Here is a 13,504-nt window from a genome sequence, read left to right as displayed (position 1 = left end):
CCGCCCCCGGCGCCTCCACGGCGCGGATGCCCGCCTCCCTGGTCCTGGCCGGGGCCGGCAAGATGGGCGGCGCGATGCTGGCGGGCTGGCTGGAGGCGGGCCTCGATCCCCGACGCACCACCATCATCGACCCGGTGCCCGTGCGCCCGATCGTGGATCTCTGCGCCGAGCGGGGCATCGCCCTGAACCCGTCCGACCCCGAGCCCGGCGACGTCCTGGTCCTCGGGATCAAGCCGCAGGGCCTGGACACGGCGGCCCCCGGGCTCGATCGGCTCATCGGCCGCGACACGCTCCTCGTCTCGATCCTGGCGGGCAAGACCGTCGCGGATCTCCGCGGCCGGCTGCCGCGGGCGCGGGCGATCGTCAGGGCGATGCCCAACCTGCCGGCGAGCATCGGCCGGGGCGCCACCGGTGCCTGTGCGAGTCCGGAGGTGACCCCCGCGCAGCGGGCGGCCGCGGAGGCCCTGTTCGCGGCCAACGGCGCCGTGGCGTGGCTCGCCGACGAGGCGCAGATCGACGCCGTGACGGCAGTCTCGGGCTCCGGACCGGCCTACGTCTTCCTCCTGGCCGAGACGCTGGCGGAGGCCGGCATCGCGGCCGGCCTGGAGCCCGACGTCGCCCGCCGCCTCGCCCGGGCGACCGTGGCGGGAGCCGGCGCGCTCCTCGATGCCAGCCCGGCCGAGGCGGCGGAGTTGCGCCGCAACGTCACGTCGCCCGGCGGCACCACCGCGGCGGCCCTGGACGTGCTGATGCGGGAGGACGGCCTCGGCGCGCTGATGCGCGAGGCCGTAGCCGCGGCCCGTCGGCGGGCGGGGGAACTGTCCGGCTGACATCGGGCGTTGGCATCAAGGGCTGACATCGGGCGGCGTCCGTGCGGCATGGCCGCGCGACGGACCTGCCCTTCGCGGCCCGCCCGCCTACATGAGGCCACACGACCGATCAGACCGGGCGACCGATCCATGACCGACAGCAAAGCCCCCTCGAAGCGGCCCCGCAAGGCCGCGAGCCCCGCCAAGGCGGGCGACGCGCAGGAAGGCGCTGCCCGAGAGAGCGCTGCCCACGCGAGCGTCGCGCAGGAGAGCGACAAGACCGGGGCCGACGACTCGGGGACGCAGGGCGGGGCGCCGAACCTGTCGCCCCGGGAGGCCGCCGTCGAGGCCCTGATGCGCCTCGCCGCCGAGCAGCCCTGGAACGACATCGAGGTCAGCGACATCGCCCGCGAGGCGGGCCTGACGCTCGCCGAGCTGCGCGACCTGTTCCCGTCGAAGGGGGCGGTTCTCGGCGGGCTGACCCGCATCATCGACCGCAAGGTTCTGGAGGGCGATCTCACGGGTCTCGAGGAGGAGCCGACCCGCGAGCGGCTGTTCGACGTGCTGATGCGCCGCCTCGACGCCATGGAGCCCTACAAGCCGGCGCTGCGCCGGATCGCCTACGCGCTCCGGGGCGAGCCGCTCTCGATGCTGGCGCTGAACGGCGTGATGCTGAACTCGCACCGCTACATGCTGGCGGCGGCTGGGATCGACACCGAGGGGTCGCTCGGGCAGCTCAAGCTGCAGGGCGTGGTCATCGCCTTCGCCCGCGTGACCCAGGTCTGGCTGGACGACGACGATCCGGCGCTCGCCCGGACGATGGCGCGGCTCGACAAGGAGATCCGCAACGGCGAGCGCATCATGGAGCGGGCCGAGGACGTTCGCCGCCTGACGGCGCCCCTGCGCGCCATCGGCCGCTCGTTCCTGGACCGGCGGCCGCGCGACCGGCGGAGCCGCGACGGCGACGGTGACGAGAGCGACCCCGCTGCCGCCATCTAGACCGGTCGCTCACGCGGCCTGGATGTCGCTGAGGAAGCTGTCGACCTCGCGCTTGACCGTCAGGGACTGCGTCGCCAGTTCGGCCGCCGCGCTCTGAACCTGCGCGGCGGCGCTCCCGGCCTCCCGGGCGGCGGCCAGCACGCGCGCCACGTTGGCCGAGACGCCCTCCGTCCCCCGCGCCGCCTCGCCGGCATTGCGCGAGATCTCGCCGGTGGCCGCCGTCTGCTGCACCACCGTCGCCGCGATGGCGCCGCTGATCTCGTTCACGGAGGCGATCGTGCGGGCGATCTGCGCCATCGCCTCCGCGGCCTGCCCGGCGGCTGCCTGGATCGCGGCGATCTGGCCGCCGATCTCCTCGGTCGCCCGCGCCGTCTGGGCGGCGAGCTCCTTCACTTCGGAGGCCACGACGGCGAAGCCGCGTCCCGCCTCGCCGGCCCGCGCCGCCTCGATGGTGGCGTTGAGGGCGAGCAGGTTGGTCTGGTTCGCGATGCCGGAGATCATCATCACGGCGGCCCCGATCTGCTCGGCGGCGGCGTGCAGGCTCGCCATGGCGGCGTTGGTCGCCTCGGCCTCATGGGCGGCGTGACCGGCCACCGCGTTCGAGCGCACTACCTGCCGCTCGATCTCCTGGAGCGAGGAAACCATCTCCTCGGCGGCGGCCGCGACGGTCTGGACGTTGGCCGAGGTCTGGGCGGCGGCCGAACTCGACGTCACGGCCTGGCTGTTGGTGTTGTCGGCCACCCGGGTCATCGCCTGCGCGGTCGCGTCGAGTTCGCTGGTCGCCGCCGTGACGATGTCGAGCGAGGCGGCGATCTTCGCCTGGAAGGCGTGGACGCGCTGCTCGACCCGCTCGGCCCGGCGCAGGCGGGCCTCCCGCTCGGCGGCCTGCGCCGCCTCGAGCTCCGCCCGCGCGACCGCGTTCTGGCGGAAGACGTCGACGGCCTTGGCCATCGCGCCCATCTCGTCGGTCGCCGCGCGGTACGGCACCGCGACCTGAAGATCGCCCTCGGCCAGCCGCGTCATCGCCTCCGTCATGCCGGCGACCGGTCGGATGACGCTGCGGGCCAGCACGAAGGCCAGGATACCCCCGAGGAGCAGGGCCGCGGCGACCAGGCCGATCAGGATGTACCGGGCCCGCCTCGCCGCCAGGGCGGTCTCCCGGGAAATCGTCTCGCCGGCGGCCACGATCCGGTCGCGCAGCGCGATGCCGAGCCGGTCGATCGCGTCGGCGTGGGGCTTGATCCCGGTCTCGAACGTCGCCTTCGCCGACGCCACCGCCCGATCGTACGTGCGGAAGCCGGCCGCGGCGGCGATCAGCGCGTCGCGGACGGACCTGACCTGCTGCCCGAAGACCGCGCCGCCCTGCGCGTCCTTGAACGCATCCAGGGCCGCAAGAGCCTGCTCGACCCGCTGCTCGAAGGCGTCGCGGTCATGGGCGTCCAGGCCGATCACGAAGCGGGCCGACGCGATGCGGGACCGCAGGACGGCGTTCTCGACGTGCTCGACACGCGCGAGCATCGCCTCGCCGGCCCGGGCGCGCACGTCCGCGAGCAGGCTCGCGAGAAGGTTCGTGAGCGCGTTGCCGGTCTCGTAGAGCTTCGTCCTGGCCTCGCGCAGGCTCGCCCCCGACGCCGCGAGGCGTTCCAGCTCCGGCTTCATGGCGCGGGCGGCCTCCCGCACGTCGTCGTAGAGCTTCCGCCCCCCGTCCGTCATGGCCAGCGAGAAGTACCGGTCGCAGGTCTGCTCGATCGCCTGCCGGGCCTGCTCCATCGCGGCGATCAGGTCGGGATCCGGCTGGAGCCGGTACCGTTCGGCCGTCCCGACGAGGCGTGCGGCGTGACCGTCGATCATCAGGACCGATTGCGCCCCCCGCTCCACGCGCTCCTGAAGCGCGTGGTCCGCGCCGATGACAGCCTGCTGGTAGATCGCGAATGCGCCGATGATGCCCGTGATCATGACGAGCATCGCAAATCCCGCGTAGAGACGAGCGCGTATCCCAGTTCTCACAGACGTATCTTCCACAGAAGAGGCCAGACTTTCGGCCTTACGATAGACGATACGATCATGACAACATCGTGTCGCGCGATCAAGTTCAACTTGTATTATAGATGATAGACGACAATATTTAGAGACAGACCCGATATCTCGGGCGCTGGAGGTGACCAAACCTGCCGGACTGCGCGAGCAAACGGCAATCGGTGCGTTCTCGTCGCGATGGATCAGTTCTGACGGCGCCTCCCGGTCCGCCCGGAAGCTTCGCCCTGCGCGTGTCCGCTGCCGAGCGGCGTCGAGACTTCGCGCGGTACACGCTCGCGCTGGATCACGCGGGCGATGCACTTGCATTGCGGCACGGTCCGGCCCGCGTTGCTGACATCGGGCAGGAAGACCCGCGCTACAGTCCCGACCTTCGGGGAGACATGGCGACGGCCTGAAGCGCGTCGGCCGCGATTCGATCGACGGGTCGCGCAGACCCTCGGCTCGCGGGCCGTCCGGGTCGATCAGGCCTCGCGCCGGAGTTCAGGCGGCGCGGCTCGCCAGCGCCTCGCGCATGGTCGTGGCGATCATCCCGTTCTGGAACTGGTCGCGCGGGATCAGCAGCGCGTCGGGCACGCGGACCGACGCCTCCGGCCCCATGGCGTCGACCGGGTCGCTGGCGAGGATGATGCGCAGGGCCGGGCGCAGGGCCCGGGCCTCGACGGCCAGCTGCGCGCAGCACAGGCCGCCCTGGAGCGCGGTATCGACCACCAGCACGTCCACCGGCAGGCCCAGGGCCAGCACCGTCATGGCGTCGACGCCGCGGTCGCAGGCGGTGACCTGGTAGCCCAGCATCCGGACCTGGGCCGAGACCTCGTCGCGCCAGCGCTTGTGGCGGCCGACGACCAGAACCTGGATCCGGTAGCAGCTGCCCTGGGGAAGGCTGCTCGAGGCAGTCTGGTCGTCGGCTGGGGGCATTCCGCACTCGACTTCGCGCTGGCTTTGCGATGCAGCATGCTAAGCTGGGATGCAATCCACACGCAAGCCCGGCGCCGTCATCGCGCCGCATTCGGCGCCGCCGTTGCACAAAGGCGAAGCACTCCGGCGGCCTGATCATAGGCTGGGCACGGAGTTGACGCCGGCGGGGTCGCGCGGGCAACACCGGGCCGCCGCGGGACCTGAGCCGCGCGCTGCCGGAGCCCGAGCCGATGTCGTCCGCGAAAGCCCCTCCCGTCTCCCCGCTGGCGCCCACCGCGATGCCCGATCTGCCGCCCCTGCCGGGCGTGCGAATCGCGACCGCCCAGGCGGGGATCCGCTACAGCGGCCGCACCGACGTGCTCTACGTGGCTTTGGAGGCCGGGACCCGGGCCGCGGGGGTGTTCACCCGGTCGAAGTGTCCCTCGGCGCCGGTGGATTGGTGCCGCGACGCCCTGGCCGACGGGTCGGCGCGGGCGCTCGTGGTCAATTCCGGCAACGCCAACGCCTTCACGGGCCGGCTCGGGCGCGACGCGGTGGCGCGCACCGTCGAGATCGCCGCGGAGGCGGCGGGCTGCGGTGCTCGCGAGGTCTACGTCGCCTCGACCGGCGTGATCGGCGAGCCGCTCCCGGCGGAGCGGTTCGCGGGCGTGCTGGCGGACTGCGCGGCCCGCGCCGAGGACGGGCCGGCCGCCTGGACCGAGGCGGCCCGGGCGATCATGACCACCGATACCTTCCCGAAGCTCGCGACGCGCACGGCCGAGATCGACGGCGTGCGCGTGACGATCAACGGCATCGCCAAGGGCGCCGGCATGATTGCGCCCGACATGGCGACGATGCTGTCCTTCGTCTTCACCGACGCGGCCCTGCCGCAGGAGGTGCTGCAGGCGCTCCTCTCGGCCGGGACGAAGACGAGCTTCAACTGCGTGACCGTGGACGGAGACACCTCCACCTCCGACACCCTGATGCTGTTCGCCACCGCCAGGGCCGGCAACCCGGCGGTCACCGATCCCGCCGACCCGCGGCTCGCCGGCTTCCGGGAGGCGCTCGACGGCCTGCTGGTGGAGCTGGCCCAGCTCGTCGCCAAGGACGGTGAGGGCGCGCGCAAGTTCGTCACCGTGCGGGTCACCGGCGCCGAGAGCGACGCCTCCGCGCACCGCATCGCGATGTCGATCGCCAACTCGCCGCTGGTGAAGACCGCGGTGGCCGGCGAGGACGCCAACTGGGGCCGCGTGGTGATGGCCGTGGGCAAGGCCGGCGAGCCCGCCGACCGCGACCGGCTCGCGATCTGGTTCGGCGACGTGCGGGTGGCGGTCCAGGGCGCCCGCGACCCCGATTACAGCGAGGCGGCGGCGAGCGCCGTGATGCGCGAGCCGGAGATCACGGTCCGGGTCGATCTCGGCCTGGGCGGCGGCACGGCCCGCGTCTGGACCTGCGATCTGACCAAGGCCTACGTCGAGATCAACGGGGATTACCGCTCGTGAGGGCGGTCCTGTCCGGCGCCCTCCTCGTCCTGAGCCTGGCGACCGCGGCGCGGGCCGACGACGCGGCGTGCAAGCGCCACATCAGCGTCGTTGGGCGCGCGTCGGAGACGCGGGCGCCGGACTTCGCCGAGGTGACGTTCGGCATCGAGGCGCGCGGCGCGAGTGCGGCGGCGGCCCTCGACGCGGCCTCGAAGGCGGTGGCCGGGGTCTCGGCGCAGGCCCGCGCCCTCGGGGTCCCGCCCGCCGATCTCGGCACGGCCGCCGTCACCCTGCAGACCGCGACCCGCACCGTCGCCCGGCCGGGGGGCGCCGTCACCGAGGAGCCCGACGGCTACCGCGCCAGCAACCTCGTCACCGTCCGGCTCGCCGACATGGACCGCCTCGGCGACCTGCTCCGGCAGGCCCTCGACTCCGGCGCCAACCGCATCGACGGCGTGAGCTTCGGGCTGCGCGACCCGGACAAGAGCGAGGCGGCCCTCCAGGTGGCGGCGACCCGGGACGCGCGGAGCCGCGCCGAGGCCCTCGCGGAGGCGGTCGGCGCCAAGCTCGGCCCGCTCTGCACGCTGAGCACAACCGCGGCCGGCACGCCGTACCGCCCGGCGCTGGAGATGGCCCGGGCGGCGCCGATGGCGGCCAAAGGACGGCGGGTGCCGCTGGAGGCGGGCACGATCCCGATGTCCTCCGAGGTCTCGGCCACCTTCGCGGTGGCGCAGTGAGCGCCCCCGGAAGCACCCCCGATGGCGTCCCCATGCGCCTGCTCCTCGTGGTCGCCGTCGCCCTCGTCGACGTCGACGGCCGCGTCCTGGTGAGCGAGCGCCCGGCGGGCAAGCAGCTCGCCGGCCTGTGGGAGTTCCCCGGCGGCAAGGTCGAGCCCGGCGAGCGCCCCGAGCAGACGCTGATCCGTGAGCTGGCGGAGGAGCTCGGCATCCAGGTCGAGGAGCCGTGTCTCGCGCCGCTGACCTTCGCGAGCCACGCCTACCCGGACTTCCACCTGCTGATGCCGCTCTACATCTGCCGGCGCTGGACGGGGACGCCGCGGTCGATGGAGGGGCAGGCGCTCAAGTGGGTGCGCCCCAAGGCCCTGCGCGACCTCGCGATGCCGCCCGCCGACGCGCCGCTGATCCCGTTCCTGGTCGACCTGCTGGATTCCTGACGCCGTCGCGGGCCGCCCTCACAGGGTGAGGATCGCCTCGACGACTTCCTGCACGTCGAGCGCCTCCGCGAAGGTGGCGAGGTGGTGGGGCTCGCCGCGCGCCATGCGGACGACGCCCTCCAGCTGGCGCCGGAGCGTGATCGGCCGCAGCTTCTCGTTCGGGATCGCGTCGGGCTCCGGCTCGAAGCGCCCGTCGGCGCCCCGCCGCTCGGCGATGGCCCAGTCGCGCAGCCGGACGGCGCCCGCGTCGCCCTCCAGCGTCCACGTGTTGTGGTCGTCGGCCGCGACGCCCCCGACCCGGCCTGTCAGGGTGACGGGGATCCAGCCCGCCGTGAGCGTCACGTCGATCGCGCGCTCGGACCGGCCCGGTTCCGGGAAGTCGATCCGTCCGGCGAGCCCGGCGAGCGGGCCGAGCTGGCGGCGGGCCAGGAACAGGAAGTGCGAGACCACCTCGCGGGTGAAGCCGCCCTCGCCCCGCGCGTCGAGCCAGCGGGCGGCGTCGGCCTGCCAGGGCCGGGGCCAGCGGGCGAACGCCACCGCGACGGTGAGCGCCCGTGGCGTGCCGACCGCGCCGGCCGCGATCCAGCGCTCGATCGTCGCCACGCCCGGCGACGAGGCGAACGGGAAATTGACCGCGCCTGCGCCCCTCGCCTCCGACACGAAGGCGCGGGCATCGGCGCGATCGATGGCCAGCGGCTTCTCGCAGAAGACGCTCCGGCCGGCCGCCAGGGCGGCGCGGGCGTAGCCGAGATGCGAGGCGGGCGGCGAGGCGACGTAGACGCAGTCGCTCGCCGCCACGACGGCGGCGGAATCGGCCACCCGCGGCACCGCCGGGAAGGCCGCGCCGATCCGGTCCAGGGCCGCCGGGGCCGGATCCCAGATCGCCGCGACCCGCACGGGCGAGTCCGTCGCCCCGTGGATCGCGCCGAGCAGGCGCTCGGCCATGATTCCCGCGCCGATGATCCCGATGGTGAGCGGTGCGTCGGAGGTCGGCATGCGGGGATCCGTGCGGCTTCTGGCGTCTGACGGGCCGCGGGGTGCGGCCCGTCGCAGGCTTTAGGATCCCGAACCGGCGCGGGGAAGGCCGCCGGTCAACGCGACCCGGGATCTCAGCCCTGGATGAAGGCGAGCAGGTCGGCGTTGAGCCGGTCCTTGTGGGTGGCGGCCAGCCCGTGCGGGGCGCCCGGATACTCCTTCAGCACGGCGCCCGGCACGAGCTTGACGGCGGCGCGCGCGGCCGCGTTGATCGGCACGATCTGGTCGTCGTCGCCGTGCACGAGCAGGGTCGGCACGTCGATGCGCTTCAGGTCCTCGGTGAAGTCGGTCTCCGAGAAGGCCGCCACGCAGGCGTGCACGTTCCGCAGGCCCGCCATCATGCCCTGCATCCAGAACGTGTCCCGCAGGCCTTCGCTGACCGCGGCGCCGGGGCGGTTCGCGCCGTAGAACGGGCCGCTCAGGTCCTTGAAGAACTGGGACCGGTCGCGCAGGACCGAGTCGCGGATTCCGTCGAACACGTCCCGGGGCAGGCCGCCCGGGTTCGCGTCGGTCCGGACCATCTGGGGCGTCACGGCCCCGACTAGGACCGCCTTGGCGATGCGCGCCGTCCCGTGCCGCCCGATGGTGCGGGCGACCTCGCCGCCGCCGGTGGAGTGGCCGACCAGCACCGCGTCGCGCAGGTCGAGATGGGCGATCAGCCCGGCGAGGTCGTCCGCGAAGGTGTCCATGTCGTTGCCCGACCAGGGCTGCCCGGAGCGGCCGTGCCCGCGCCGGTCATGGGCGATGACCCGGAACCCGCGCTCCGCGAGGAACAGCATCTGGTCCTCCCAGGCGTCGCCGTTGAGCGGCCAGCCGTGGCTGAAGACCACCGGCTGCCCGGCGCCCCAGTCCTTGTAGTAGATCTGGGTGCCGTCCTGCGCGGTGAAGTAGGGCATCGTGGTCTCCCGAGGGTCGAGAAGGCAGAGGGCGAAAGGCGGGGGTCGCGCGGAACGACGGACCGGTCAGTGCCGGCCCTGCCGCGCGTCGAGGCTGAGCGGGCCGGCCCCGAAGGCCGCGACCTGAAGCAAGCCGCCGGCCATGGCGAGGTTCTTCAGGAAGTGGAACATCTGGTTCTGGTCGCCGAGGGCCGCGTGGAAGGTCACCGCGGTGGCCACCGCGAAGAGCGCGAGGGCCAGGGCGACCAGCCGCGTGCGATAGCCGGCGACGAGCAGCAACCCGCCGACGACCTCCACGGAGGTCGCCGCCGCGTAGGCGAGCGGCGGCAGCGGCAGGTGGGCGGCCTCGATGGTGGCGAGCGTCGCGGCCGGGGCCGCGAGCTTGCCGGCGCCGCTCACGAGGAAGATCGCGCTCATCAGGACCCGGCCGGTCACCGGCAGCAGAGCGGTCGCGCTGGAAGAATAGATCGGGGGCATCGTCGAACGCTCCGTCCTGTCGTGCGCGGCCGGCTCAGGCCGCTTCGGGAAGTGTGAGGCCGCGAAGCCAGTTCAGCGCCAAGCCGATATCGGCCTGCGACAGGCCGTGGCCCGTCGGCAGGATCCGGTGCTCGACGCGGGCTCCGGCCGCGGTGAGCTGCTGCGCGAGGCGCCGCGCGTTCTCGGCGGGCACGATCGGGTCCATCGCCCCGGAGAGGATCAGGACCGGCCGGCCGGCGAGATCCGCGGCCGGGGGCTCGGCGAACGGCACCATCGGGCGGATCAGGACCGCGCCCGCCAGGGTCTCCGGCCGCAGCAGCAGCAGCGACGCGGCGATGTTGGCGCCGTTCGAGAAGCCCAGCGCCACCGGCGTCCCGAGCCCGTACCGCGTCCGGGCGGCCGCCACGAAGGCCGCGAGGTCGCCGGTGCGGCGGCGCAGGTCCGCCTCGTCGAAGACGCCCTCCGCCAGGCGCCGGAAGAAGCGCGGCATGCCGTTCTCGCTGACGGCGCCGCGGGGCGCGAGCAGGGCGGCCTCCGGCGCGACCGTGCGGCCGAGGGGCAGGAGGTCGGTCTCGTCGCCGCCGGTCCCGTGCAGAAGCAGCAGCGGACGCGCGGTGTCGGGACCGGGCTCGAAGCGGTGGATGAAGCCGGCGGTGTCCTGGGTCATGATGGCCTCACGGGTGACGGGGAGAGGTCCCGCCCCGCGCGGGCGCGGGGCGGGGCGGGCATGGTGGTGTCGGGGCTCAGGCGACCTTCGGCAGGACGGCCTCGATCTCGGCCCGGTGCGGCTCGAGGCCGGCGGGGAGCTTGAGGGCCTGGCCGAGGGCCTCGATCGGCTCGTCCACCGCGAAGCCGGGTGCGTCGGTGGCGATCTCGAACAGCACGCCGCCGGGCTCGCGGAAGTAGATCGAGCGGAAGTACTGGCGGTCGCGCTGCTCGGTGACGTGGAGCCCCCGCGCCGCGAGCGCCCGGCCCATCGCGGCCTGCGCGGCGTCGTCCGCCGCCCGGAACGCGATGTGGTGGACCGAGCCCGCCCCCGGGCGGCCCGGCAGGAACCCGCCGACGGCCCGCAGGGTGACGAGACCGCCGAGCTCGGCGCTGCCCGCGAAGCGGATCAGGTTGCCCTCGCGGCCGACCTCTTCCAGCCCGAGCACCTCCGTGAGGATCGCGGCGGTCGCCTCGGCCCTGTCGAGGAGGAGCGTGACGCCGTGCAGGCCGCGGATCGCGTGCTCGGCCGGCACCTCGTTCGACGCCCAGCCCTCCGCGTCGCCGACATCGACGCCCACCAGCGCGAGCATCATGCCGTCCGGGTCGCGGAAGCGCAGCGTCGGCGCGCCGAAGACCTGGACCAGCGGCTCGTGGGTCACGCCCTTCTCGATGAGCCGGTGGGTCCACCAGCCGATGGAGGCGCGGGGAACCCGGAAGGCCGTCTCCTGGGTCTCGCCGATCCCGACCCGGCCCGGCGCGGCGTGCTCGACGGGGAAGAAGGTCAGGATCGTGCCGGGCCGCCCGGCGGCGTCGCCGTAGTACAGGTGGTAGGTGCCCGGATCGTCGAAATTGACGGTCTTCTTCACCAGACGCAGCCCGAGGATTCGGGTGTGGAAGTCGAGGTTGCGCAGGGCCGGCCCGGAGAAGGCCGTGACGTGGTGGAGGCCGGTCTGAACCATGGCGATGTCTCCCGACGGAAGGCCGCGGCGGGCGGCCTGTTGCGATGACGGGAATGTGCCCCTTGCCATGGGCGGCGAAAATAGAAACGATGGAAACCTATCGTTTCCGGATCTGATCGATGAGACTGCCCGATTTCGAGGCCTGGGCCGTGTTCGCCAAGGTGGTGGAGACCGGCTCCTTCGGCCGCGCCGCCGCGGAACTGGGCCTGTCGAAGGCCACGGTCTCGAAGGCGGTGAGCCGGCTCGAACTGCGGATCGGCGCCCGCCTGTTCAACCGCACGTCGCGGAAGCTCGCCCTCACCGAGGCCGGGCAGGCCGCCAAGGACGGCGCCGCGCGCATCCTCGCCGAGGGCGAGGCCGCGGAGGCGCTGGCGACGGCGGGCGCCGCGGAGCCGCGCGGGCTGGTGCGGCTCGCGGCGCCGATGACCTTCGGGGTGATGCACGTGGCCCCGATCCTGCCGGCCTTCCTCCGGGAGTACCCGGCCGTCTCGGTGGATCTCCACCTGTCGGACGCGGTCGTCGACCTCGTCGGCGGCGGGTTCGACATCGGGCTGCGCATCGCGGCCCTGCCGGATTCCTCCCTGCGCGCGCGCCGGCTCTGCGAGATCCGCCGCTCGCTGGTCGCCACGCCCGCCTATCTCGACCGGCACGGCCGGCCCGAGCACCCGGACGACCTCGTCCACCACACCTGCCTCGGCTACGCCTACCTGCCGACGCCGGACCGCTGGCGCTTCGTGGACGGGAGCGGCGCGGAGGCCGTCGTGGTGCCGGCGGGCCAGCTCCGGGCGAACAACGCCGAGGCGCTGGCGCCGGCGCTGCGGGCCGGCCTCGGCCTCGCCCTGCAGCCCGACTTCATGATCTGGGACGACCTCGAAGCCGGGCGCCTCGAGCGGGTGCTGCCGGCCTGGTCGCCGCCGCCGATCGCCCTGCACCTCGTCACGCCGCCGGGCGATCCGCGGCCGGCGCGGGTGACGGCGCTGATCGCCCATCTCGCCCAGACCCTCGGCCAAGCGCCCTGGGCCGCGCCGCCGCGAGGCCACGCGGCGGACCGGTGAGTCCCGCACCGGCGCGCGCGATCCGGGCGCGTCATTCACCTGGATCAATGCCGACTTCACGAACGTGCGTTACCGGCGAGCACCGCGCGCCTCCGGCGACGGCCTGCTCCTTGCTGGTGCATCTGTCGGAGATCGGCCGAGACTTGCCGCTCGGCCGGGAATCCCGACCAAGCAAACTTCAGGTTTATCCAGGACAATCTGGCATTGGACAGCGGCGCATTTTCCGGTCAGTAAGGCGCCTTGTATACATGTATACGATTCTGTTGAGGCGTCGATGTCCCCTTTGATTCCCGGACGCCCCGCACCCGACCGGTTGCGGCACAAGACTGTGGCGGCGGCCGTGGCGGACTCGCTCCGCGAGCAGATCCTGAACGGTGAACTGCCGCCGGGAGTGCAGCTCCGCCAGGACGCTCTGGCGGAGGAATTCGGGATCAGCCGGATCCCGGTGCGCGAGGCCCTGCTGCAGCTGGAAGCCAGCAAGCTCGTGCGGATCGTGCCGCACCGCGGGGCGGTCGTGACGGGCCTCTCGCTGCAGGAGGTGGAAGACATCTTCCAGCTGCGCGTCCAGCTCGAGCCGGAACTGCTCCTGCTCTCGGCCCCGCACCTGACCCCCGACGACATCCGCGATCTCGACGCCCTCTCGAAGGAGTACGGCGCGGCGCTGGAGACCGGTCAGGTCCTCCGGTGGGGCGACCTGAACAGCCGCTTCCACCTCGACCTGATCCGGCACGCCGGCCGGCCGCGGTCGCTGGCGATCGTGTCCGCGCTGCTGCAGGATTGCGAGCGGCCGACGCGGCTGCAGATCGCGACCTCCGAGGACGCGACCCGCGCGGTCAGCGAGCACGCGCAGATCCTGGCCCTGTGCGAGGACCGCGCGTTCGAGGCGGCGGCCGCGTGCCTGCGGCGCCACATCGAGCATGTCGGCGCCTCGCTCATCGCCCTCTACCGGGGGGCGCTCGCCGAGGCCTGATCGGCCGCGA

Annotated in this window: 14 protein-coding genes; 7 read left to right on the top strand and 7 right to left on the bottom strand. The window is 73.5% G+C overall.

Annotated elements, in window-relative coordinates; translation table 11 throughout:
- The first annotated feature begins 26 nt into the window (after window positions 1-26).
- Window positions 27-830 (top strand): pyrroline-5-carboxylate reductase, encoded by an 804-nt coding sequence (gene proC / locus ASG32_RS04235; RefSeq protein ID WP_056523197.1) that lies wholly within the window; start codon window positions 27-29, stop codon window positions 828-830.
- Between the two features lie 129 nt (window positions 831-959).
- Complete coding sequence (locus tag ASG32_RS04230) at window positions 960-1,808, top strand: TetR/AcrR family transcriptional regulator (RefSeq protein ID WP_199866077.1); 849 nt, start codon at window positions 960-962, stop codon at window positions 1,806-1,808.
- A gap of 9 nt (window positions 1,809-1,817) precedes the next feature.
- Here the strand turns inward: ASG32_RS04230 and ASG32_RS04225 are convergent, their stop codons facing one another.
- Window positions 1,818-3,764 (bottom strand): methyl-accepting chemotaxis protein, encoded by a 1,947-nt coding sequence (locus ASG32_RS04225; protein ID WP_082557752.1) that lies wholly within the window; start codon window positions 3,762-3,764, stop codon window positions 1,818-1,820.
- A 561-nt stretch (window positions 3,765-4,325) separates the two neighbouring features.
- A complete protein-coding gene (locus ASG32_RS04220) occupies window positions 4,326-4,760 on the bottom strand; it encodes a hypothetical protein (RefSeq protein WP_056522960.1) in 435 nt (144 codons plus the stop codon).
- A gap of 230 nt (window positions 4,761-4,990) precedes the next feature.
- Between ASG32_RS04220 and argJ the strand changes: the two genes are divergently transcribed.
- Genes argJ through ASG32_RS04205 form a run of 3 tightly spaced genes read left to right on the top strand, consistent with a single transcriptional unit; the run spans window position 4,991 to window position 7,394 of the window.
- The gene (gene argJ, locus ASG32_RS04215) at window positions 4,991-6,241 is read left to right on the top strand and encodes a bifunctional glutamate N-acetyltransferase/amino-acid acetyltransferase ArgJ (protein WP_056522958.1); all 1,251 of its coding nucleotides are present in this window, start codon (window positions 4,991-4,993) and stop codon (window positions 6,239-6,241) included.
- Entirely contained in the window at window positions 6,238-6,957 is a 720-nt protein-coding gene (locus ASG32_RS04210) for an SIMPL domain-containing protein (RefSeq protein WP_056522956.1), read from the top strand. Before argJ ends, ASG32_RS04210 begins: the two co-directional genes overlap by 4 nt.
- A 32-nt stretch (window positions 6,958-6,989) precedes the next feature.
- Window positions 6,990-7,394, top strand: a complete 405-nt coding sequence (locus tag ASG32_RS04205; protein WP_056522954.1) for a (deoxy)nucleoside triphosphate pyrophosphohydrolase — start codon at window positions 6,990-6,992, stop codon at window positions 7,392-7,394.
- Window positions 7,395-7,412: 18 nt separating this feature from the next.
- Here ASG32_RS04205 and ASG32_RS04200 read toward each other — a convergent pair whose 3' ends face one another.
- The 5 genes from ASG32_RS04200 to ASG32_RS04180 form a co-directional block, all read right to left on the bottom strand.
- Entirely contained in the window at window positions 7,413-8,390 is a 978-nt protein-coding gene (locus ASG32_RS04200; RefSeq protein WP_056522952.1) for a Gfo/Idh/MocA family oxidoreductase, read from the bottom strand.
- 113 nt (window positions 8,391-8,503) lie between these two features.
- A complete protein-coding gene (locus ASG32_RS04195) occupies window positions 8,504-9,325 on the bottom strand; it encodes an alpha/beta hydrolase (RefSeq protein WP_056522950.1) in 822 nt (273 codons plus the stop codon).
- A gap of 66 nt (window positions 9,326-9,391) precedes the next feature.
- A complete protein-coding gene (locus ASG32_RS04190; RefSeq protein WP_056522948.1) occupies window positions 9,392-9,802 on the bottom strand; it encodes a DoxX family protein in 411 nt (136 codons plus the stop codon).
- A gap of 34 nt (window positions 9,803-9,836) precedes the next feature.
- Window positions 9,837-10,469, bottom strand: a complete 633-nt coding sequence (locus ASG32_RS04185; protein ID WP_056522945.1) for an alpha/beta hydrolase — start codon at window positions 10,467-10,469, stop codon at window positions 9,837-9,839.
- A gap of 76 nt (window positions 10,470-10,545) precedes the next feature.
- Entirely contained in the window at window positions 10,546-11,469 is a 924-nt protein-coding gene (locus ASG32_RS04180) for a ring-cleaving dioxygenase (protein ID WP_056522942.1), read from the bottom strand.
- A 119-nt stretch (window positions 11,470-11,588) separates the two neighbouring features.
- Here ASG32_RS04180 and ASG32_RS04175 point away from each other — a divergent pair, with 119 nt between their 5' ends.
- Entirely contained in the window at window positions 11,589-12,524 is a 936-nt protein-coding gene (locus ASG32_RS04175) for a LysR family transcriptional regulator (RefSeq protein ID WP_056522940.1), read from the top strand.
- 274 nt (window positions 12,525-12,798) lie between these two features.
- The gene (locus tag ASG32_RS04170; RefSeq protein ID WP_056522938.1) at window positions 12,799-13,494 is read left to right on the top strand and encodes a GntR family transcriptional regulator; all 696 of its coding nucleotides are present in this window, start codon (window positions 12,799-12,801) and stop codon (window positions 13,492-13,494) included.
- Window positions 13,495-13,504 lie beyond the last annotated feature (10 nt).

It is taken from the genome of Methylobacterium sp. Leaf361, assembly GCF_001424445.1.
Lineage (GTDB): Bacteria > Pseudomonadota > Alphaproteobacteria > Rhizobiales > Beijerinckiaceae > Methylobacterium.
The sequence above is the reverse complement of the archived record's forward strand: the minus strand, read 5'-3'. Positions and strand labels throughout refer to the sequence as shown.